The 18791-nt window shown below is 68.3% G+C and carries 15 protein-coding genes; 10 read left to right on the top strand and 5 right to left on the bottom strand.

Going from position 1 to position 18791, the window contains the following annotated elements:
* Positions 1–2 precede the first annotated feature (2 nt).
* Genes AC07OY_RS19005 through AC07OY_RS18995 form a run of 3 tightly spaced genes read right to left on the bottom strand, consistent with a single transcriptional unit; the run spans position 3 to position 5683 of the window.
* On the bottom strand, positions 3–1487 hold the full coding sequence (locus AC07OY_RS19005) for a M81 family metallopeptidase (protein WP_495044182.1): 1485 nt from the start codon (positions 1485–1487) through the stop codon (positions 3–5).
* A 1-nt stretch (position 1488) separates the two neighbouring features.
* Complete coding sequence (locus AC07OY_RS19000) at positions 1489–3456, bottom strand: serine hydrolase domain-containing protein (RefSeq protein ID WP_495044181.1); 1968 nt, start codon at positions 3454–3456, stop codon at positions 1489–1491.
* A 13-nt stretch (positions 3457–3469) separates the two neighbouring features.
* Positions 3470–5683, bottom strand: coding sequence for a TonB-dependent receptor (locus tag AC07OY_RS18995; protein ID WP_495044180.1), 2214 nt, complete (start codon positions 5681–5683; stop codon positions 3470–3472).
* A gap of 183 nt (positions 5684–5866) precedes the next feature.
* Here AC07OY_RS18995 and AC07OY_RS18990 point away from each other — a divergent pair, with 183 nt between their 5' ends.
* Positions 5867–6601: a helix-turn-helix domain-containing protein gene (locus AC07OY_RS18990; RefSeq protein ID WP_495044179.1), complete on the top strand. Its 735-nt coding sequence runs from the start codon at positions 5867–5869 to the stop codon at positions 6599–6601.
* Here the strand turns inward: AC07OY_RS18990 and AC07OY_RS18985 are convergent.
* A complete protein-coding gene (locus AC07OY_RS18985) occupies positions 6591–7883 on the bottom strand; it encodes a peptide MFS transporter (protein WP_495044178.1) in 1293 nt (430 codons plus the stop codon). The genes AC07OY_RS18990 and AC07OY_RS18985 overlap by 11 nt on opposite strands.
* A gap of 105 nt (positions 7884–7988) precedes the next feature.
* Between AC07OY_RS18985 and AC07OY_RS18980 the strand changes: the two genes are divergently transcribed.
* Complete coding sequence (locus AC07OY_RS18980) at positions 7989–9152, top strand: NAD(P)/FAD-dependent oxidoreductase (protein WP_495044177.1); 1164 nt, start codon at positions 7989–7991, stop codon at positions 9150–9152.
* On the opposite strand, the gene AC07OY_RS18975 is transcribed toward AC07OY_RS18980, so the two are convergent.
* Positions 9124–9843 carry a Crp/Fnr family transcriptional regulator gene (locus tag AC07OY_RS18975; protein ID WP_495044176.1) on the bottom strand — a complete coding sequence of 240 codons (720 nt, stop codon included), beginning with the start codon at positions 9841–9843 and terminating at the stop codon, positions 9124–9126. The two genes, AC07OY_RS18980 and AC07OY_RS18975, sit on opposite strands and share 29 nt — an antisense overlap.
* Positions 9844–9976: 133 nt before the next feature.
* Between AC07OY_RS18975 and AC07OY_RS18970 the strand changes: the two genes are divergently transcribed.
* The 8 genes from AC07OY_RS18970 to AC07OY_RS18935 all read left to right on the top strand — a co-directional run bounded on the left by AC07OY_RS18970 (position 9977) and on the right by AC07OY_RS18935 (position 18687).
* Entirely contained in the window at positions 9977–11926 is a 1950-nt protein-coding gene (locus AC07OY_RS18970; protein WP_495044175.1) for an AMP-dependent synthetase/ligase, read from the top strand.
* On the top strand, positions 11923–12708 hold the full coding sequence (locus tag AC07OY_RS18965; protein ID WP_495044174.1) for an ABC transporter ATP-binding protein: 786 nt from the start codon (positions 11923–11925) through the stop codon (positions 12706–12708). Before AC07OY_RS18970 ends, AC07OY_RS18965 begins: the two co-directional genes overlap by 4 nt.
* A gap of 133 nt (positions 12709–12841) precedes the next feature.
* Positions 12842–13771, top strand: coding sequence for a branched-chain amino acid ABC transporter permease (locus tag AC07OY_RS18960; RefSeq protein WP_495044173.1), 930 nt, complete (start codon positions 12842–12844; stop codon positions 13769–13771).
* Positions 13772–13774: 3 nt separating this feature from the next.
* Positions 13775–14839 carry a branched-chain amino acid ABC transporter permease gene (locus AC07OY_RS18955; RefSeq protein ID WP_495044172.1) on the top strand — a complete coding sequence of 355 codons (1065 nt, stop codon included), beginning with the start codon at positions 13775–13777 and terminating at the stop codon, positions 14837–14839.
* 26 nt (positions 14840–14865) lie between these two features.
* The gene (locus AC07OY_RS18950) at positions 14866–16182 is read left to right on the top strand and encodes an ABC transporter substrate-binding protein (protein ID WP_495044171.1); all 1317 of its coding nucleotides are present in this window, start codon (positions 14866–14868) and stop codon (positions 16180–16182) included.
* A 156-nt stretch (positions 16183–16338) separates the two neighbouring features.
* Complete coding sequence (locus AC07OY_RS18945) at positions 16339–17145, top strand: ABC transporter ATP-binding protein (RefSeq protein ID WP_495044170.1); 807 nt, start codon at positions 16339–16341, stop codon at positions 17143–17145.
* A 10-nt stretch (positions 17146–17155) separates the two neighbouring features.
* On the top strand, positions 17156–17455 hold the full coding sequence (locus tag AC07OY_RS18940) for a hypothetical protein (RefSeq protein WP_495044169.1): 300 nt from the start codon (positions 17156–17158) through the stop codon (positions 17453–17455).
* Positions 17452–18687, top strand: a complete 1236-nt coding sequence (locus AC07OY_RS18935; protein ID WP_495044168.1) for a phenylacetate--CoA ligase family protein — start codon at positions 17452–17454, stop codon at positions 18685–18687. Before AC07OY_RS18940 ends, AC07OY_RS18935 begins: the two co-directional genes overlap by 4 nt.
* Positions 18688–18791 lie beyond the last annotated feature (104 nt).

The raw sequence follows: 18791 nt of genomic DNA, 5'->3' as shown, positions 1-18791 counted from the left end.
GATCAATCGATAGGCCAGACCGGCCGCGGCAAATGCCTGAAGGGCAGGCTGCCGATATTGGCCTGCAGGCTGCCTGGCGAGTCGGCATAGACCACCGCCGCGGCCATCGCGTCGAAGCCCGAGCGGAAGTGCTGGGTCGACTTGACCACCACCAGCCGCTTGGCCGCCGGGTTGATGCCCAGCTGGGTGAAGCATTCGGCCGAGAACACCTGCTGGCGGATGCTGTTCAGCACGATGTCGATGCCCTGGGCTCGCACCGCCACCGAAGGCCCGAGAGGATCGGTGCCACCGGGCGTCAGGCTGCGCTGGCGGGCATCCTCGCGGCAGGCCAGCACCTCCACCTCCAGATCCACCGGGTCGCCCGACATCGGCCCCACCTTGCCGCCGATGCGCAGCGGCAGCCGCGCGCCGACGCCGGCCGACGTGGCGATGGCCACGGCCTGGGGGTCCCAGATCATGCCGAGGGCCACATCGCGGATGCCGCGGTCCAGCAGTTCGCGCAGCACAAAGGTGCTGTCGCCCGCCGCGCCGCCGCCGGCGTTGTCGGCCGTATCGGCCAGCACGACGGGACCGGGACGCGCCAGCCGCATCTCGGCTTCGGCGGCATCCAGCGCGTCCTTCAGAGGCAGACGCTTGGCCGCCGCCGTCTCGCGCATGCCGTAGAAGGCCTCGGCGAGTTCCTCCAGCAGGTCAGACGCCACGCCGGCGGCAGCCGGTGAGTCCTCCGCCAGCACCAGCACGGCCGCGCAGGTGTGGGGCGTGTCGGCCCAGGGGAAGCCGTGCAGCACCGACACCGACAGGATGCCCGGCAGCCGGTCTTCGCTGTCCTTCAGCCGCGCGACGAAATCGCTCATCGGCGCGACCGTGGTGCCGAAGATGCCCAGCAGCGGCACGCGCTTCCAGTGGGCCTTGATCGCCAGGTCGCCGCGCACCATGGCGCCCAGCATGGCGTGCAACTCCTCGCCGCGGGCCGCATAGTCGATGTGCGGGTACTCCTTGCAGGCCACCAGCGCCGCGCCCGACTCCAGCATGGCCGGGCTGAGGTTGCAGTGCAGGTCCAGCAGGGCGCCCAGCGGCACCTCCGGCCCGATGGCTTCGCGCACCCGCATCAGCAGGTCGCCTTCGCAGTCGTGATAGCCCTCGGCCAGCATGGCGCCGTGCAGCACCAGCAGCACGGCGTCGACCGGCGCCGAGGCGCGCAGGTCCGCCAGCAACTCGTCGCGCAGCGCTTCGTAGTCAGCGCGTGAGAGCGGCCCGGACGGCTGGGCCTCGGCATACAGCCCCGGCAGCAGCGTGTCGCCCTGGCGCGCCGCCGCGGCGATGACGCCCATCAGATTGGGCTGGGCCGCCACCTGCTGCAGCGCGCGCGGGTCGCTGCGGTGGATCAGCACGCCTTCGCGGAAGGACTGCACGCTGGTCGGCAGGGGCGAGAAGCTGCTGGTCTCGTGCACCAGCCCGCCGAGGAAGAGCCGCATGGGCTTGCTCATATCAATAGTTCTGGTTGACGCCGATCAGATGGTGGCTCAGGCTGACGATGAGCAGGATGGCAAAGGCCAGCACCCAGACCACGGCCAGCGCCTTGCTCCACTTGTCGCCGACCTTGAGCACCTGGCGGGCATGCAGGCCAGCCACGACCAGGCCGCCGATGGCCGACGCCGCCAGCGTCAATTGGGCCAGCGGCAGCAGCAGGGACGCATCGCCCAGGCTCTCCAGCAGGGCCACGACCCAGCCCCACAGGCCCAGGGCCACCACCGCTCCCACGCTGGCGCCGCGCACCCAGGTCACCTGCCTGGCCGGCGGCACGGCCACATGGTGGCGGCGGCGCAGCACGGCGGCCACGGGCCACAGCAGCGTCGTCAACAGCAGCGTGGCGATGGCCAGGCCCATCAGCACCAGCACCAGCGGGCTGGCCATGAAGGGCACGGGCTCGAAGATGAAGGCGAAGACATAGGGCTCCAGGCCCCAGTGCTTGACCTTGCCGTTCTCCACCACCGCCTGCAGCCGGCGCTTGCCGTGCTCCTCCTCCCAGAAATAAGGCTTCACCTCGCGGTAGTTGCTGCGCGAGCCGGCCAGCTCGATGGACAGGCGCCCATCTTCCAGGGCCTGGACCTTGACCGGGCCCAGCAGCTGCAGCACCGACAGCCAGGTCGAGTCCTCGCGGCGGGTGTTGCGGTAGTTGCCGGCCATCTGCTGGGCGTGTTGTTTGGCCGTGGCCTCGTCCACCTCCGGCTTGGTGGCCGGGCGCTGATCGGGCAGGTAGCGGTCGGCGAAGGACTCGAAGAGCTTGTCGCGCAGCCAGGCGCCCTGGCGCTCATGGCCGGCGGCATTGACCGACACATACAGGCCGATGCCGTCGTCGACGAAGAGCAGCAGGTCGCTGTGGAAGAGGACGGTATCGCCGCCATGGGCCAGCACGCGATGGCCGTTGATGTTCTGCTCGTAGAAGCCCAGGCCGATGCCCGACAGGCCGGGCAGGGGTCGGGTCAGCTGGCCGAACATCTGCTTGACGGTCTCGGGCTTGAGGATCTGCGTGTCGCCCAGCTTGCCCTGTTGCAGCATGGCCAGCATGAAGCGGCCCATGTCGGAACCCGGGGCCGACATGCTGCCGGCCGGCGGCATGCTGATGACCTCGAAGCCCTTGGGCTTGTCGTCCCAGGTCATGTAGCCCTGGGACATCTGGCCCTTGAGTGCGTCCGGCAACGGCTGGCGGAAGGTCGACTGCTTCATGCCCAGCGGGCCGAAGACCTGCTGGTCCATGTAGTCGTCGAAGGACTTGCCGCTGACGCGCTGCACGATGTAGCCGGCCAGGGCCGTCGCGTAGTTGGAGTAGCCGGGCGTCGTGCCGGGGTCGTAGACATAGGGCGGGATATAGCCCTTGAGCACCTTGCCCAGGTCGGGGCCGGCGGTGTCATACGTCAGCAGGTCGCGGGCCGTCTCCTCGAAGCCCGTCGTGTGCGTCATCACATGGCGCAGCGTCAGCGTCTTGCCGTTGCGGCCCGGGATGCTGAAGTCCAGGTAGTTGTTGACGTCGGTGTCGAGGTCGAGCTTGCCCTGCTCGACGAGCTGCATGACGGCCGTCCACGTGAAGAGCTTGGAAACCGAGCCGGGGCGGAACAGCGTCTTGTGCGGGTCGACGGGGATGTGCTTGTCCCAGTCGGCCAGGCCATAGCCCTTCTGCAGCAGGGGCTGACCGTCCTTGACGACGACGACGACGGCGCCCGGTACGCGCGCGGCGCGCAGAGCGCTGGGCATCAGCCCGTCGACGAAGGCTTCGACGTCGACAGCAGTCAGGGCCGTGCCGGCCTTGGGCGCGGCGGGCTTGGCCGTCGTCGTGTCGGGCGCGGTGACGGCCGCGGGCGGCGTCACGGCCGGTGCGGGGCCGGTCTGGGCGTTTGCGAAGGGCGCCAGGGTCAGCGCCAGGGCCAGCGCATGCAGGCGGGTGAACAACTGCTTCATGGGAGGTCCAGGGTCAGAAGTTGAAGGTCAGGTTGGCGCCCACCGTGCGCGGCGCCACCGTCGTGACGTTGAGGGGCAGGCCGAAGGCGGTCAGGGCCGTGTCGGCGCCGAGGATGGCGCGCTTGTCGGTCAGGTTGCGCACGAAGGTGGCGAGCTGCCAGCGGCCCATCTCCAGGCCCCATTGCGCGTCCACCAGCGTGTAGGCCGGCTGGCTGAAGTTGGGCACCGAGCTGCCGGCGGAGTCGTAGCCGGCATTGCGTTGGCCGACGCGGCGGACGTTCAAGCCGGCATAGGACGGGTTGCCGGCCAGATCGAAGGCATAGCGGGCGCCCAGCGTGAAGGCCAGCTTGGCGGTGTTGGGCAGGCGCGAACCCGAGGGGCCCAGGGCCTCGGAACCTTCGGTCAGCTTGGGATTGGTGTACGCCAGGCTGCCGTCCAGCTGCCAGTGGGCATCGACCTTGTAGTGCGCCGCCAGCTCCAGGCCGCGCACGCGCGCCTTGCCGGCATTGACGACGATGGTGCTCGCGCCGACGGCCTTGGGCTGCTGCAGGTCCTTCCAGTCGATGTTGAAGACGGCGGCCTCGAGGTTGAGGCGCCGGTCCAGCAGGTCGGCCTTGTAGCCCAGCTCATAGCTCCACAAGGTGTCGTGGCCGAAGGTGGCGGGCGTGCCAGGGATGACCTGGCCGTTGGCGTCGATGGCCGGTGAGTTGGGGCCGCCCGGGCGGTAGCCGCTGGCGGCGCGGAAATAGAGGTTGCTGCGCTTGTCGATGGCATAGCGCAGCGTGGCCAGATAGGTCTTGGCCGTGTCTTCGCTGGGGGCCGAGGAGTTCAGGGCCTCGTTGACGTAGACGGTGTAGACCTGGTCGTTCCTGGCCACGCGGGCGCCCAGGGTCAGCGACCAGGTCGGGTCGATATTCCAGGTCAGGTCGCCGTAGAAGGCACGCTCGCGGTACGCCGAGGGCTGGCCGGTGGTGGTCAGCGTCATGTCGCCACCGCCGCCCGCCAGCTGGGCCCACAGGCGCTGGCCGACGTGGCCGGTCTCCTTGGTGCGGTAGAAGCCCAGCAGCCATTCGATGGGGCCGCGCTGCGAGGTCAGGCGCAGCTCCTGGGTCTGCTTGCGCAGGCTGAAGGCGTTGTCCAGGGAGACGAAGTCGAAGGCCGGGTTGCCGCCGAGCAGGGCGGTGGCGTCCTGGCCGGTGGCGCTGTCCAGTCTCTGCGTGGACGCGATGGCGTTGAAACGGGCCCAGCCGAAGTCGTACTCGAAATCGGCCGACGAGAGCCGCGTCTTCAGCCGGTAGGCCTCGCCGGTGTCGAGGTGGCGGGTCAGGTCGCCATGGATCGGCTGGCCCTTGGCGGCGTCGTACTCGATGACGTTGAGGCCGTTGCGCTGGATGTTCTGCTGGGTGTGGGCCAGGCGCAGCTTCATCTTGGACATGGGCTCGACCAGCAGCGACACCCGTGCGCCGCGCGTGTTGCCGTCGTTGATGTGCTCGCCCGCGGCCTTGCCGACGGCGTCGACATAGCCGCCCTCGTGGTCGTTGAAGGCCGCCACGCGCAGGGCCGCCACATCCGTGCTCAGCGGCACGTTGAGCACGGCGTGCTCGGTATGGCCCAGGGCGCCGCCACGGCTCTGGCGCGCGCCCACGCCCACCTTGCCGGAGAACTGCGAGCTGTCGGGCTCATGGGTCACGTACTTCAACAGGCCGCCCATGGCGCCGGCGCCGTAGAGCGTGCCCTGGGGGCCGCGCAGCACCTCGATGTGCTTCAGGTCCAGCAGCGACAGGTCCAGGGCCGTGTTGGCGCCGCCGACAAAGGCGCTGCTGGAGCCGAAGGCCACTTCGTCGACATACATGCCGACGGTGGCGATCTGCTGCTCGCCGACGCTGACGCCGCGCATGGTGACGGCATTGCGGCCGGGGCCGCCCGAGGTCTTCACGTCGATGCCGGGCAGGCCGCCCACATAGTCGCTCAGCGAGGTGGCGCCGGCGCGCTCCATCGGCCCGGCGCCCAGGGTCTCGACGCGCAGCGGCACGTCGCGCACCGGCTCGCGGCGGCGCGTGGCCGTGACGGTCACGACGTCGAGCTTCTCGACCTCGGCCTTGCTGCCGTCAGCCGTGGCCGCCTGGGCCTGCGCCCACACGGGCGAGGAAGCGCACAGGGCGGCCAGGCCGGGCATCAGCAGCGCGGCGAGGGGCTTCAGGTGGGTGCGAGGGAAGGACCGGCTCATGGCAGCTCCAGGATGGGGATAGGTTGTTTGATCTACGAAGTTTCCAATTTGGAAAATTCTTTCCCATTGGTGTAAACCTTAGATGAAACGCAGAACCTGGCTCAGGGCAAGCGAGCAGGCGGCCCGCGGGTGGCCATGGCCTAAGATGAAACGACTCCCTCTCCCCAGATCTCTCCCAGAGACATGGCTTCCACGACCTCTCCCGGCGACCACATCCGCAGCGTGCGCAAGCGCCTCGGCCTAACCCTGGCCCAGGTGAGCGAGCGCACGGGCCTGGCGGTGTCGACGTTGTCCAAACTGGAAAAAGGCAATGTCTCCCTGTCCTACGACAAGCTGATGCTGCTCAGCCGCGGCTTCGACGTGGACATGGCCGAACTGCTGCAGGACGCGCAAGGCGCGCGGCCCGCGCCCAGCGGTGGTGGCCGGCGCGTGGTGCACCGTGCGGGCGACGGCCAGGTCGTCGACACCCAGAGCTACAAGCAGACCTATCTCGCGTCGGAGCTGCTGAACAAGCGCTTCACGCCGCTGATCGCCGAGGTCAGGGCGCGCACGCTGGAGGAGTTCAAGGCCGAGTTCGGCGATCTCATCCGCCATCCCGGCGAGGAGTTCGCCTTTGTCATCGAGGGCGAGGTGGCCTTCCACTCCGAGCTCTATGCGCCCGTCATCCTGAAGCCGGGCGACTCCATCTTCTTCGACAGCGAGATGGGCCACGCCTATCTGAAGGCGTCGGAAGGTACCTGCCGTCTGGTGGCGACCTGCGCGCCGCGCAACGGCAGTGGCGACGTGATGTCGCACCACTTCGTCGAGGCCTCGCAGCGGCTCGCGGCTCCCGAGCCGGCCGCGCCGGCCAAGGCGGCCAAGGTGGCCAAGGCACCCGCCAAACCCAAGGCGAAAGCCGTGGCGAACCTCAGGCGCTAGCCGCTTTTCTTGCGTCTTCCACCCGCTTGAGCGCCGGCCGCAGCGCGAACAAGGCCGCCGCGGCAACGCCCGTGATCACGCCCAGCACGACGAAGAAGCCGGCTGCCCCCAGGGGCTCCAGGTAGCGGCCCACCACGCCCGACAGCAGGTTGCCGCCAAACGACGCCAGGAACCAGGCCGCGACAAAGGTGCCGCCCATGCCTCGGGGCGCCAGCCGCGCGAACAGGCCCAGGCCCACGGGCAGGATGTAGAGCTCGGCCAGCGTGTAGACGACGAAGAAGGCCACCACCCAGCCCATGCTGACCGGCGTGCCGCCATGCGTGGAGGCGAGCAGGGCCAGCATCAGATAGGACAGGGCCACGCCGGCCGCGCCCAGGGACATCTTGGCCAGCGATGAGGGTTCGCGCCCACGTTCGGCCGCGCGCCGCCAGCCGGCAATGACGAAGGGCGTGAACAGGAAGACGAAGAAGGGGTTGAGCGACTGCATCCAGGTGACCGGCACCGTGTTGCCGCCGAGCGCCCGGTCGACGCCGGTCTCGGCCCAGACCGCCAGCGTGTTGCCGCTCTGCTCGTAGCCGCTGCGAAAGACGATGACCGCCAGCCCGACGAGCAGCAGTGGCAGCACGCTGGCGGCGGAGAAGCCGGAGGACGAAGTGGCCGCAGGCTCGTCGGTACGCGGCCGGTCCGGCGGCAGATGGCGCGCGCCCAGCACATAGATGGCCAGGCCCACGCACATGCCGATGCCCGCCGCACCAAAGCCGTAGTGCCAGCCGTACACCTCGCCCAGCGTGCCGCAAACAAGCGGCGCCAACAGGGCGCCCAGGTTCACGCCGACGTAGTAGATGTTGTAGGAGCCGCCGCGGCGCGGGTCGTTCTCTTCGTAGAGGTCGCCGACCTGGCTGGGCAGGTTGGGCAGGAAGAGGCCGTTGCCCAGGGCGATCAGCAGCAGGGCGGCGAAGAAGGCCGATTCGAAGGCCAGCGTGAAATGGCCCAGGGCCATCAGTGAGCCGCCGATGAGGATGGCGCGGCGCCGGCCCAGCCAGCGATCGGCGAGGTAGCCGCCGAAGATGGGCGTGAGGTAGACGCCGCCCGCGTAGGCGCCGTAGATCAGCGAGGCATCAGCCTGCGGGAACTGCAGGTGGCGGATCATGTAATAGATCAGCAGCGCCTTCATGCCGTAGAAGGAGAACTTCTCCCACATCTCGGTCAGGAAGAGCACCACCAGGCCGCGAGGCTGGCCGAACCACTGCGCGGGGGCGCGGGCTTGCACGGAAGCGTCCACTCGATCTCCTTCAAACGGCACGGTGAGCGCCGGTTTCATCATTGCCCAACGATTTTCGTGATGGTACAGTTATTTTCCAAATTGGAAAATTGCATGCAAACAGCCATGGGCCAACAGACAGCGACGACCAAGAACGTGGACTGCATCGTCATCGGTGCCGGCATCGCGGGCGCCTCGGTGGCGGCCTCGCTGGCGGGCAGCGCGAGTGTGGCCGTGCTGGAAGCCGAACCCCATGCGGGCTATCACTCCACCGGCCGCTCGGCGGCGCTGTACTCGGCCCTCTATGGCAATGCCACCATCCGGGCGCTGACGCGGGCCAGCCTTCCCTACTTCCTGACGCCTTCGCAGGGCATGGTCAAGGAGGCGTTGCTGCGCGAGCGGCACACCCTCTTCCTGGTCGGCGCCGGTCAGCTCGATCTGGTGGCCAGCTTCACGGCCGACGCGGACGTGCGCGAGCGCACGACGACGCTGAGCGTGGACGAGGTGCTGGCCCGCGTGCCGGTGCTGCAACGCGAGCAGGTGGCGGGCGCGCTGCTGGACACGAGCTCGGCCGACATCGACGTCGACCTGCTGCACCAGGGCTTTCTGCGCAATGCGCGTGCCGCCGGCGCCGAACTGCATCTCGGCAGCGGCCTGCAGGCGCTGGAGCGTGAGGGTTCGAGCTGGCTGGCCCACACGGCGACGGGCAGTTTCCGCGCCGGCGTCGTCATCAATGCGGCCGGCGCCTGGGCTGACGCGGTGGCGGCCCTCGCCGGCGTCGCACCCGTGCCCTTGCAGCCATTGCGCCGCACGGCCGTCCTCATCGACCTGCCGGACGGCGTCGATGCGACGCTGTGGCCGGCCGTCGTCGCCATCGATGAGAGCCAGTACTTCAAGCCCGACGCCGGCCTGCTGCTGATCTCGGCCGCCGATGAAACCCCCAGCCCGCCCTGCGACGCCCAGCCGGAGGAGCTGGACGTCGCCATCGCCGTGGACCGCTTCGAGACGCTGACCGGCCAGCCCGTGCGCCGCGTGCGCCACCGCTGGGCGGGGCTGCGCGTCTTCAGCCCCGACCGTTCGCCGGTGGTCGGCTTCGAGGCTTCAGCGCCGGGATTCTTCTGGTGCGCTGGGCAGGGCGGCTATGGCATCCAGACGTCACCTGCGCTGGGTCGCGCCGCTGCGGCCCTTGCCCTCGGGCGGGCGTTGCCGCAAGACCTGGCCGATATGGGCGTCACGGCTGCGCAGCTCTCACCGCAACGCTTCAGGTCGGGCCTGGATCGAAGCGCCTGAGCCCCTGCAGGTCCAGCACGCGCAGCCCGCCGTACTCGATGCGGATCAGGCCGGCGCCGCCCAGGCGGTTCAGCGCCTGGTTCACGCGCTGGCGTGACAGGCCCACCAGATAGCCCAGCTCCTGCTGGGTGATGCGCAGCCAGTTGCCCACGCCCGGGTAGAGCGTCGGGTGGAAGAGGGCGGCCAGGTTGCGGGCGACGCGCACGTCGGGGTCGTGGATTCTGTCCGTCTCGCGGGCGGCGATGAACTGCCCCAGGCGTTCGTTCAGCTGGTCCAGCACGAAGCGGTTGAAGGCGATGCTGCCGTCCAGCAGGGCATGGAAGCTGTTGATGGGCAGGCCCGCGACAACGCTGGGCCTCAGGGCCTGGATGTTGTAGCGGTAGACCTCGCGCTTGAGCAGGGTGCCTTCGCCGAACCAGCCCCCCGGCGGGATGCCGGTGAAGGTGACGGCCTGGCCCATGGAGTCGTCGTTGTTCATCTTCAGCAGGCCATCGACGACGCCGAACCACAGCGTGGCCGGCCGGCCGATGCGGCACAGGCGCTCGCCGGGTTCGGCATCGCCGACCTCGAGCGTCGTGACCGCCAGTTCGCGCTGTGGGCCCTCGAGCAGCTTCAGCCAGGGAATGGCATCCAGCTCGGCCGGCGTCGGCCGGCGGGCGCGTTGGCGCAGGCTCAGCGGGGTGTCGGCCATGTCAAAGGTGAGGGGTGGGAAAGTCTGGGTCGTGAAAGCCCCTAAATTGTCGTCGTACCGACAGATGGGCGTCAAAGTCATGACCAGAATGCGCTCACAGACGGGGGCTTGAGCTTCCGCAACGGAGACAGGCTTGACCGCGACCTTTCCACGGCTCCTGCTGGACCACGCCACCCGCCGCCCCGGCGCGCCTGCGCTGCGCGAGAAAGCCTTTGGCGTGTGGCAGACGCTGAGCTGGAGCCAGCTCGCCGCCCTGGTGCAAGACCTGGCCCTGGGCCTGTCGGCGGCCGGCCTGCGCCGTGGCGAGCACCTCGTCGTCGTGGGTGAGAACCGCCCGCGCCTGTATGCCACCATGCTGGCCGCCCAGTCCCTGGGCGCCGTGCCGGTGCCGCTCTACCAGGACGCCGTCGCGGCCGAATTCGTCTTCCCGCTGAACAACGCCGAGATTGCCTTCGCCGTCGTCGAGGACCAGGAGCAGGTCGACAAGCTGCTGGAGCTGCGCGAGCAGTGCCCGCAGCTGAAATGCATCTGGTTCGACGACCCGCGCGGCCTGCGCAACTATGACGAGCCGGGCCTGGCCTCGCTGGACGCGCTGATCGAGCAGGGCCACGCGGCGCGCGCCCAGCGGCCCGACTTCTTCGCGTCAGAGGTGGCCGCCGGCCAGCCCGGCGATGTGGCCGCGCTCTTCTTCACCTCGGGCACGACGGGCAACCCCAAGGGCGTCATCCACACGCATGCGACGCTGATCGACCGCGCGCAGGCCGGCCAGCGCTTCGACAAGCTGACGGCCGACGAAGAGGTGCTGGCCTATCTGCCGCCGGCCTGGATCGGCCAGAACATCTTCAGCTTCGCGCAGTGGCTGGCCTGCGGCTATGTCGTGAACTGCCCGGAGTCGGCGTCCACCGTCAGCATCGACCTGAAGGAGGTCGGCCCGACCTATTACTTCGCGCCGCCGCGCGTTTTCGAGGGCTTGCTGACGACGGTCATGATCCGCATGGAGGATGCGTCGGCGATCAAGCGCTGGCTGTTCGACCGCTGCATGACGCTGGCCCGCCGCGTCGGCCCGCGGCTGATGGACAAGCAGCCCGTCGGCCTGCTGGACCGCCTGGCCTATGCGCTGGGCGATGTGCTGATCTACGGCCCGCTGCGCAACACCCTGGGCTTCTCGCGCGTGCGCGTCGCCTACACGGCGGGTGAGGCCATCGGCCCCGACCTGTTCAGCTTCTACCGCGCCATCGGCATCAATCTCAAGCAGCTCTACGGCTCGACCGAGACCGCCGTTTTCGTCTGCCTGCAGCCCGACCATGAGGCGCGAGCCGACACGGTGGGCGTGCCCATCGACGGCGTGGAGATCAAGCTGACCGACAGCGGCGAGCTGCTGGTGCGCTCGCCCGGCCTGCTCAAGGGCTATTACAAGAACGACGCCGCGACGGCCGAAGCGCTGACGGCCGATGGCTGGTTCCACACCGGCGACGCCGGCTTCCTGACGCCGGGCGGCCACCTGAAGATCATCGACCGCGCCAAGGATGTGGGACGCCTGATGGGCGGCAGCTTCGACGGCGCGATGTTTGCGCCCAAATACGTCGAGAACAAGCTGAAGTTCTTTCCCCACATCAAGGAGGCGGTCTGCTTCGGCGACAAGCGCGAGAAGGTCTGCGCCTTCATCAACATCGACTTCGAGGCCGTCGGCAACTGGGCCGAGCGCCGCAACCTTGCGTACGCCGGCTATACCGACCTGGCCCAGCGCGCAGAGGTCTATGAGTTGATCCTCGACTGCGTGCAGAAGGTCAATGCCGACCTGGCCCAGGACGAACTGCTGGCCGGCAGCCAGATCAGCCGCTTCCTGGTGCTGCACAAGGAGCTGGACGCCGACGACGGGGAGCTGACCCGCACGCGCAAGGTCCGCCGCGGCGCCATCGCCGAGAAGTACGGCGTGCTGATCGACGCGCTGTATGCAGGCAAGGTCTCGCAGTACATCGAGACGCAGGTGAAGTTCGAGGACGGCCGCACGTCCATGGTCGCGGCCGACCTGCGCATCGTCGAGGCAAAGACCTTTCCAGCCGTGAAGGGTGCAGCGGCATGACCGTCAAGAAGATCGGCGACGTCGTCCTCGACGTGAAGAACATCTCGCTGGCCTTTGGCGGCGTGAAGGCGCTGACCGACATCAGCTTCGATGTCCGCGAGCACGAGATCCGCGCCATCATCGGCCCCAACGGCGCCGGCAAGAGCTCGATGCTGAACTGCATCAACGGCGTCTACCAGCCGCAGCAAGGCCTGATCACGCTGCGCGGCAAGACCTATCACGGCATGAGCCCGCGCCAGGTCGCCGAGATGGGCGTGGCGCGCACCTTCCAGAACCTGGCCCTGTTCAAGGGCATGAGCGTGCTGGACAACATCATGACCGGCCGCAACCTGCGCATGAAGCGCGGCCTGTTCTGGCAGGCCCTGCACCTCGGGCCCGCGCGGCGCGAGGAGACCGAGCAGCGCGAACAGGTGGAACGCATCATCGATTTCCTCGAGATCCAGGCGCACCGCAAGACGCCGGTCGGCCGCCTGCCCTACGGCCTGCAGAAGCGCGTCGACCTGGGTCGAGCCCTCGCCATGGAGCCCTGCCTGCTGCTGCTGGACGAGCCCATGGCCGGCATGAACGTGGAGGAGAAGCAGGACATGTGCCGCTTCATCCTCGACGTCAACGATGAGTTCGGCACCACCATCGTGCTGATCGAGCACGACATGGGCGTGGTCATGGACATCTCCGACCGCGTCGTCGTGCTGGACTACGGCAAGAAGATCGGCGACGGCGCGCCGGATGAGGTGCGCCGCAATGAAGACGTGATCAAGGCTTACTTAGGCGCGGGGCACTGAACACGATGGCTACCGAACACACTTCAAGCTGCGTAGTGCCTGGACCGACTGGCTGCCGCGGAACCGGCTTTGCCGGGCTGCTGGCTGCGCCCCCTGGGGGGAGGCGCCGCAGGCGCTTCGGGGGGGGCTTGTGATGGGACCCTTCCTCGAAACCCTGATCGGCGGCCTGATGGCGGGCATGCTGTATTCGCTGATCGCCCTCGGCTTTGTGCTCATCTTCAAGGCCAGCGGCGTCTTCAATTTCGCCCAAGGGGCCATGGTGCTGTTCGCGGCCTTGGCGATGGCGCGCTTTGCCGAGTGGCTGCCCAAGCTGACGGGCATGGACAGCAAGGTGCTGATCAATGTGCTGGCCTTTGCCGGCGCATTGGCCGTCATGGTGGTCGTGGCGTGGCTGGTGGAGCGGTTGGCCTTGTCCAAGCTCGTCAACCAGGAGGGCATCACGCTGCTGATGGCCACGCTGGGCATTGCCTATCTGCTCGAGGGCGCGGGCCAGATGCTGTTCGGCAACGACATCTACAAGATCGACATCGGCCTGCCCAAGGACCCGATGTTCCTGTTCGAGCAGACGTTTGAGGGCGGCATCCTCGTCAGCAAGGAAGACCTCTATGCCGCCCTGATCGCCGCGGCGCTTGTGGCCGGTCTCAGCCTGTTCTTCCAGAAGACCGCCACCGGCCGCGCGCTGCGCGCCGTCGCGGACGACCACCAGGCCGCGCAGAGCATAGGCATCCCGCTGTCGCGCATCTGGGTCATCGTCTGGAGCGTGGCCGGCTTTGTCGCGCTGGTCGCCGGGATGATCTGGGGCAGCAAGCTGGGTGTGCAGTTCTCGCTGTCGCTGGTGGCCTTGAAGGCGCTGCCGGTGGTGATCCTCGGCGGGTTGACCAGCGTGCCCGGCGCCATCGTTGGCGGGCTGCTGATCGGCGTGGGGGAAAAGATTTCGGAGGCCTATCTCGGGCCGATGCTGGGTGGTGGCATCGAATATTGGTTCGGCTACGTGCTCGTTCTTGTGGTGCTGCTGGTGAGGCCGCAAGGGCTCTTCGGCGAGAAGATCATCGATCGGGTTTGAACCATGCTGTACAGAGAAAACGGTCAGTTCAAAACCTCGTACTCGGCAGACAGCCAGATCCTGCCCATCCGGCAGGACCGCATCGCGATGGCGCTGATGCTGATCGCTGCCTTTGTCGTCATCCCGATGGTGTCCAGCGAATACCTGCTGCGCGCCATCTTCATCCCCTTCCTCATCCTCAGCCTGGCGGCCCTGGGCCTGAATGTGCTGGTCGGCTACTGCGGCCAGATCTCGCTGGGCTCGGGCGCCTTCATGGCGGTGGGCGCCTATGTGGCCTACAACTGCCAGGCACGCATCGAGGGCATGCCGCTGATCTTGTCGCTGCTGGCTGGCGGGCTGGGCGCGACCGTGCTGGGCGTGGCCTTTGGCTTGCCATCGCTGCGCATCAAGGGCCTGTATCTCGCGGTCGCGACGCTGGCGGCACAGTTCTTCGTTGACTGGGCCTGCCTGCGGCTGAAGTGGGTCACCAATGATTCGACCTCGGGCTCGGTCAGCGTCGCCAACCTCCATCTCTTCGGCCTGCCGGTCGAGTCGCCGGCGGCGCGCTATCTGCTGTGCCTGGGCCTGGTCGTCCTGTTTGCGCTGATCACCAAGAACATCGTGCGCGGCCATGTCGGCCGCTCGTGGATGGCCATGCGCGACATGGACGTGGCGGCCAGCGTCATCGGCATCCGGCCCATGCAGGCCAAGCTCAGCGCCTTCGCCGTCAGCAGCTTCATCATCGGCGTGGCCGGCGCGCTGTGGGGCTTTGTGCACCTGGGCTCCTGGGAGCCGGCGGCCTTCGGCATCACGCGCAGCTTCGACCTGCTCTTCATGGTCATCATCGGCGGCCTGGGCTCGATCTCCGGCGCCTTCTTCGGCGCGGCCTTCATCGTCGTGCTGCCGCTGATCCTGGACAAGCTGCCCTACTGGACCGGCCTGCCCATGGACACGGCCACCGCATCGCACCTGGCGCTGATGATCTTCGGCGCCCTCATCGTGTTCTTCCTCATCAAGGAACCGCACGGCCTCGCGCGGCTCTGGGCTACGGCCAAGGAAAAGCTCAGACTCTGGCCCTTCCCTCATTGAGTCACACAACGACAGGAGACATAGGCATGAAGACTCTCATCACCTGCGCGGCCCTCGCCGCCCTGCAGCTCTTCGCAGCGCCCGCCGCGGTCGCCCAGGCCAAGGAGCAGTTCTTCCCGCTGCTGGTCTACCGCACTGGCCCCTATTCGCCCAACGGCACGCCCTGGGCCAATGGCAAGCAGGACTACATCAAGCTCATCAACGCGCGTGACGGCGGCGTCAACGGCGTGAAGCTCACGTTCGAGGAATGCGAGACCGGCTATGCCACCGACAAGGGCGTGGAGTGCTATGAGCGGCTGAAGGGCAAGGGCGCCAGCGTCTTCGATCCGCAGGCCACCGGCATCACCTTCGCGCTGACCGACAAGGTGCCCAATGACAAGATCCCGCTGATCACGCTGGGCTATGGCCTGTCGGCCTCGGCCGATGGTGGCGTGTTCGCGTGGAACTTCCCGCTGATGGGCAGCTACTGGACGGCGGCCGATGCCCTCATCCAGCATCTGGGCAAGAAGGAGGGCGGCCTGGACAAGCTCAAGGGCAAGAAGATCGCCCTGGTCTATCACGACAGCCCCTTCGGCAAGGAGCCCATCCCGCTGCTGGAGGAGCGCCAGAAGACGCATGGCTTCGAGTTCATCAAGATCCCGGTGACGGCGCCGGGTGTGGAGCAGAAGTCGGCCTGGCTGCAGGTGCGCCAGGCCCGGCCCGACTATGTGCTGCTGTGGGGCTGGGGCGTCATGAATTCCACCGCGCTGAAGGAGGCTCAGGCCACCGGCTATCCGCGCGAGAAGATGTACGGCGTCTGGTGGTCGGGTGCCGAGCCCGATGTGAAGGACGTGGGCGAGGGCGCCAAGGGCTACAACGCCCTCAACCTGAACACCTCGGGCCAGGCGCCGAAGGTCATCCAGGACATCCTGAAGCTGGTGCACGACAAGGGCCAGGGCACGGGCCCCAAGGACGAGGTCGGCTCGGTGCTCTACACGCGCGGCCTGGTCATCCAGGCCCTGGCCGTGGAGGCCGTGCGCCGTGCCCAGGAGCGCTTCGGCAAGGGCAAGGTCATGACGGGCGAGCAGGTGCGCTGGGGCCTGGAGAACCTGGCCCTCGATGACAAGAAGCTCGCCGGCCTGGGCCTGACCGGCGTCATCCGCCCCATCAGCACCAGCTGCTACGACCACCAGGGCTCGACGTCGGTGCGTGTGCACACCTGGGACGGCAAGCAATGGGCCTTCAGCTCCGACTGGTACCAGGCCGACGAGCAGATCATCAAGCCGATGGTGAAGGCTGCCGCCGACAAGTACGCGGGTGAGAAGAAGATCACTCGTCGCACGCCGGCCGAATGTCAGAGCTGAGCCGCGGGGCGGCTCAGCTCTTCGAGCTGGTAATGCCCCGCTCCCACCCCTTCCCCGCCCTCCAGGAGGGCAGGGCGCCGAAGCCCTACCCCTGTCCCCTCCCCCGGGGGGAGGGGCACCACCTGCCAGAGCATGCATGCTGAGCCGAGCGTCGCAATGAGTCCACCACTCCTCAACGTCAATGGCATCGAGGTCATCTACAACCACGTCATCCTGGTCCTGAAGGGCGTGTCCCTTCAGGTCCGGGAAGGCAGCGTCGTGGCCCTGCTCGGTGGCAATGGCGCCGGCAAGACGACGACGCTGCGCGCCGTCTCCAACCTGCTGGAAGGCGAGCGCGGCGAGGTCACCAAGGGCAGCATCGAGCTGCGCGGCGAGCGCATCGAGAAGCTGTCGACGGCGGCCATGGTGGAGCGCGGCGTCATCCAGGTCATGGAGGGGCGGCACTGCTTCGCCCACCTGACCATCGAGGAGAACCTGCTGACCGGCGCCTACACGCGCAAGAACGGCAAGGCGGCGGTGCGCGACACGCTGGACAAGGTCTACAACTACTTCCCGCGCCTGAAGACGCGCCGAAGCAGCCAGGCCGCCTACACCTCGGGCGGCGAGCAGCAGATGTGCGCCATCGGCCGCGCGCTGATGGCCAACCCCAGGATGGTGCTGCTGGACGAGCCCTCGATGGGCCTGGCGCCGCAGATCGTCGAGGAGGTGTTCGAGATCGTGCGCGACCTCAACACCAAGGAGGGCACGACCTTCCTGCTGGCCGAGCAGAACACCAACATGGCCCTGCGCTATGCCGATTACGGCTACATCCTGGAGAACGGTCGCGTCGTCATGGACGGCGCCGCCGCCGAGCTGCGCGAGAACGAGGACGTCAAGGAGTTCTATCTCGGCGTCGGCGGGGAAGGGCGGCGCAGCTTCAAGGACGTGAAGAGCTACAAGCGCCGCAAGCGCTGGCTGGCTTGAGGAGACAGACATGAGTGATGACGGCTGGGATATCGCGCCGCCACCGTTCAACGCCGACGCGGCCCTGCAGACCCTGAAGCGCTTTGCGCGCGACCAGCGCGTGCTGGCCGAGCGCAGCGAGGGCTGGATGCTGGGTGCCGACCTGGTGATGAAGATCGCCGTCGATGGCGCCACCGTCAAGGTCCAGCTGGCCAAGCGGCCGGCGCGCACGCCCGAGTGGGACATGTTCACGCTGAAGGCAGCCACCGATTCGCGCAAGCTGCAGGACGAGATCAAGCGACGCCTGACGCGCTGGAAGGACGACGAGTGAGCGACTTCTTCGACGCGCTGGAAACCCGCGACCCGGCGGAGCGGGAATCGGCGCTGATGGCGGGGCTGTCCGAGCAGATCGCCCACGCCCAGTCCAGCAGCCCGGCCTACACCGAGCTGCTGGCCGGGATCGATGCCGCCACGATCACATCGCGCGCCGCTCTCGCCGCCGTGCCGCTGACGCGCAAGAGCAGCCTTGCGGCCGCCCAGGCCGCGCGCCGTGCGCTGCGCCTCGGGGGCTATGCAGCCGGCATGCCGCGGCGCATCTTCCAGTCGCCCGGGCCGCTCTACGAGCCCGAACCCGATGCCGATGGCGGCGACCCCTGGCGCGTCGCGCGGGCCCTGCATGCGGCCGGCATCCGCGCGGGCCAGCTCGCCCATGTCAGCTTCAGCTACCACCTGACACCGGCCGGCGCCATGATGGAAGCGGGCCTGCGCGCCCTGGGGGCGGCCAGCGTGCCCGGCGGCGTCGGCAACACCGAGCTGCAGCTGCAGGCTCTGCTGGACCTGCAGCCCGAGGCCTATGCCGGCACGCCGAGCTTCCTGCGCATCCTGCTCGAGAAGGCCGCCGAGGGCGGCCATGCGCTGCCCTATCTGCAGCGCGCCCTGGTCAGCGGCGAGGCCTGCCCGCCGGCCCTCGTCGCCTGGTTCGCCGAGCGCGGCGTCGAGGCCTACCAGTGCTATGCGACGGCCGATCTCGGCCTCATCGCCTATCAAACGACGGCTCGCGAAGGGCTGGTCGTCGACGAGGGCGTCATCGTCGAGATCGTGCGGCCCGGCTCGGGCGAGCCGCTGCCGGAGGGCGAGGTCGGCGAGGTCGTCGTGACGACGCTGTCGCCGGGCTATCCCCTGATCCGCTTCGCCACCGGTGACCTGTCCGCCGTGATGCCCGGTGCCAGTCCTTGCGGACGAAGCAACCAGCGTCTGCGCGGCTGGCTGGGCCGGGCCGACCAGTCGGCCAAGGTGCGCGGCATGTTCGTGCATGCCGGCCAGGTGGCCGAGGTGCTGGCGCGCTGCGGCCAGCGCGGCCGTGCCCGCCTCGTCGTCGACGGCGAACTGGCCAACGACCGCATGTGCCTGCAGCTCGAGACCGACGGCCAGCCCGCCGGCCTCGCCGAGCAGCTGCAGACGGCGCTGCGCGACATCACCAAGCTGCGCGGCGAGGTCGAGCTGTGCGCGCCGGGCAGCCTGCCCAATGACGGCCGGGTCATCGAGGATCGCCGCAGCGTCTGACCGGCGTCGCCCGTGCCCGGGATGTGGAAACCCACAACCCCCGGCCTCGTGGAAAGCCCGATGCAGATCGTCCGCGACCTGCCACACTGCGCACTGACCTACTG

It is taken from the genome of Roseateles sp. GW821-FHT09H10 (assembly GCF_059415865.1).
Note: the sequence above shows the minus strand (reverse complement) of the source record. Positions and strands in the feature narration are given on the sequence as shown.

What these genes read in the sequence shown, in the direction of transcription:
- AC07OY_RS19005 (WP_495044182.1), bottom strand. Translation starts at nt 1,487, where the DNA reads ATGAGCAAGCCCATGCGGCTCTTCCTCGGCGGGCTGGTGCACGAGACC.
- AC07OY_RS19000 (WP_495044181.1), bottom strand. Translation starts at nt 3,456, where the DNA reads ATGAAGCAGTTGTTCACCCGCCTGCATGCGCTGGCCCTGGCGCTGACC.
- AC07OY_RS18995 (WP_495044180.1), bottom strand. Translation starts at nt 5,683, where the DNA reads ATGAGCCGGTCCTTCCCTCGCACCCACCTGAAGCCCCTCGCCGCGCTG.
- AC07OY_RS18990 (WP_495044179.1), top strand. Translation starts at nt 5,867, where the DNA reads ATGGCTTCCACGACCTCTCCCGGCGACCACATCCGCAGCGTGCGCAAG.
- AC07OY_RS18980 (WP_495044177.1), top strand. Translation starts at nt 7,989, where the DNA reads ATGGGCCAACAGACAGCGACGACCAAGAACGTGGACTGCATCGTCATC.
- AC07OY_RS18975 (WP_495044176.1), bottom strand. Translation starts at nt 9,843, where the DNA reads ATGGCCGACACCCCGCTGAGCCTGCGCCAACGCGCCCGCCGGCCGACG.
- AC07OY_RS18965 (WP_495044174.1), top strand. Translation starts at nt 11,923, where the DNA reads ATGACCGTCAAGAAGATCGGCGACGTCGTCCTCGACGTGAAGAACATC.
- AC07OY_RS18960 (WP_495044173.1), top strand. Translation starts at nt 12,842, where the DNA reads ATGGGACCCTTCCTCGAAACCCTGATCGGCGGCCTGATGGCGGGCATG.
- AC07OY_RS18955 (WP_495044172.1), top strand. Translation starts at nt 13,775, where the DNA reads ATGCTGTACAGAGAAAACGGTCAGTTCAAAACCTCGTACTCGGCAGAC.
- AC07OY_RS18950 (WP_495044171.1), top strand. Translation starts at nt 14,866, where the DNA reads ATGAAGACTCTCATCACCTGCGCGGCCCTCGCCGCCCTGCAGCTCTTC.
- AC07OY_RS18945 (WP_495044170.1), top strand. Translation starts at nt 16,339, where the DNA reads ATGAGTCCACCACTCCTCAACGTCAATGGCATCGAGGTCATCTACAAC.
- AC07OY_RS18940 (WP_495044169.1), top strand. Translation starts at nt 17,156, where the DNA reads ATGAGTGATGACGGCTGGGATATCGCGCCGCCACCGTTCAACGCCGAC.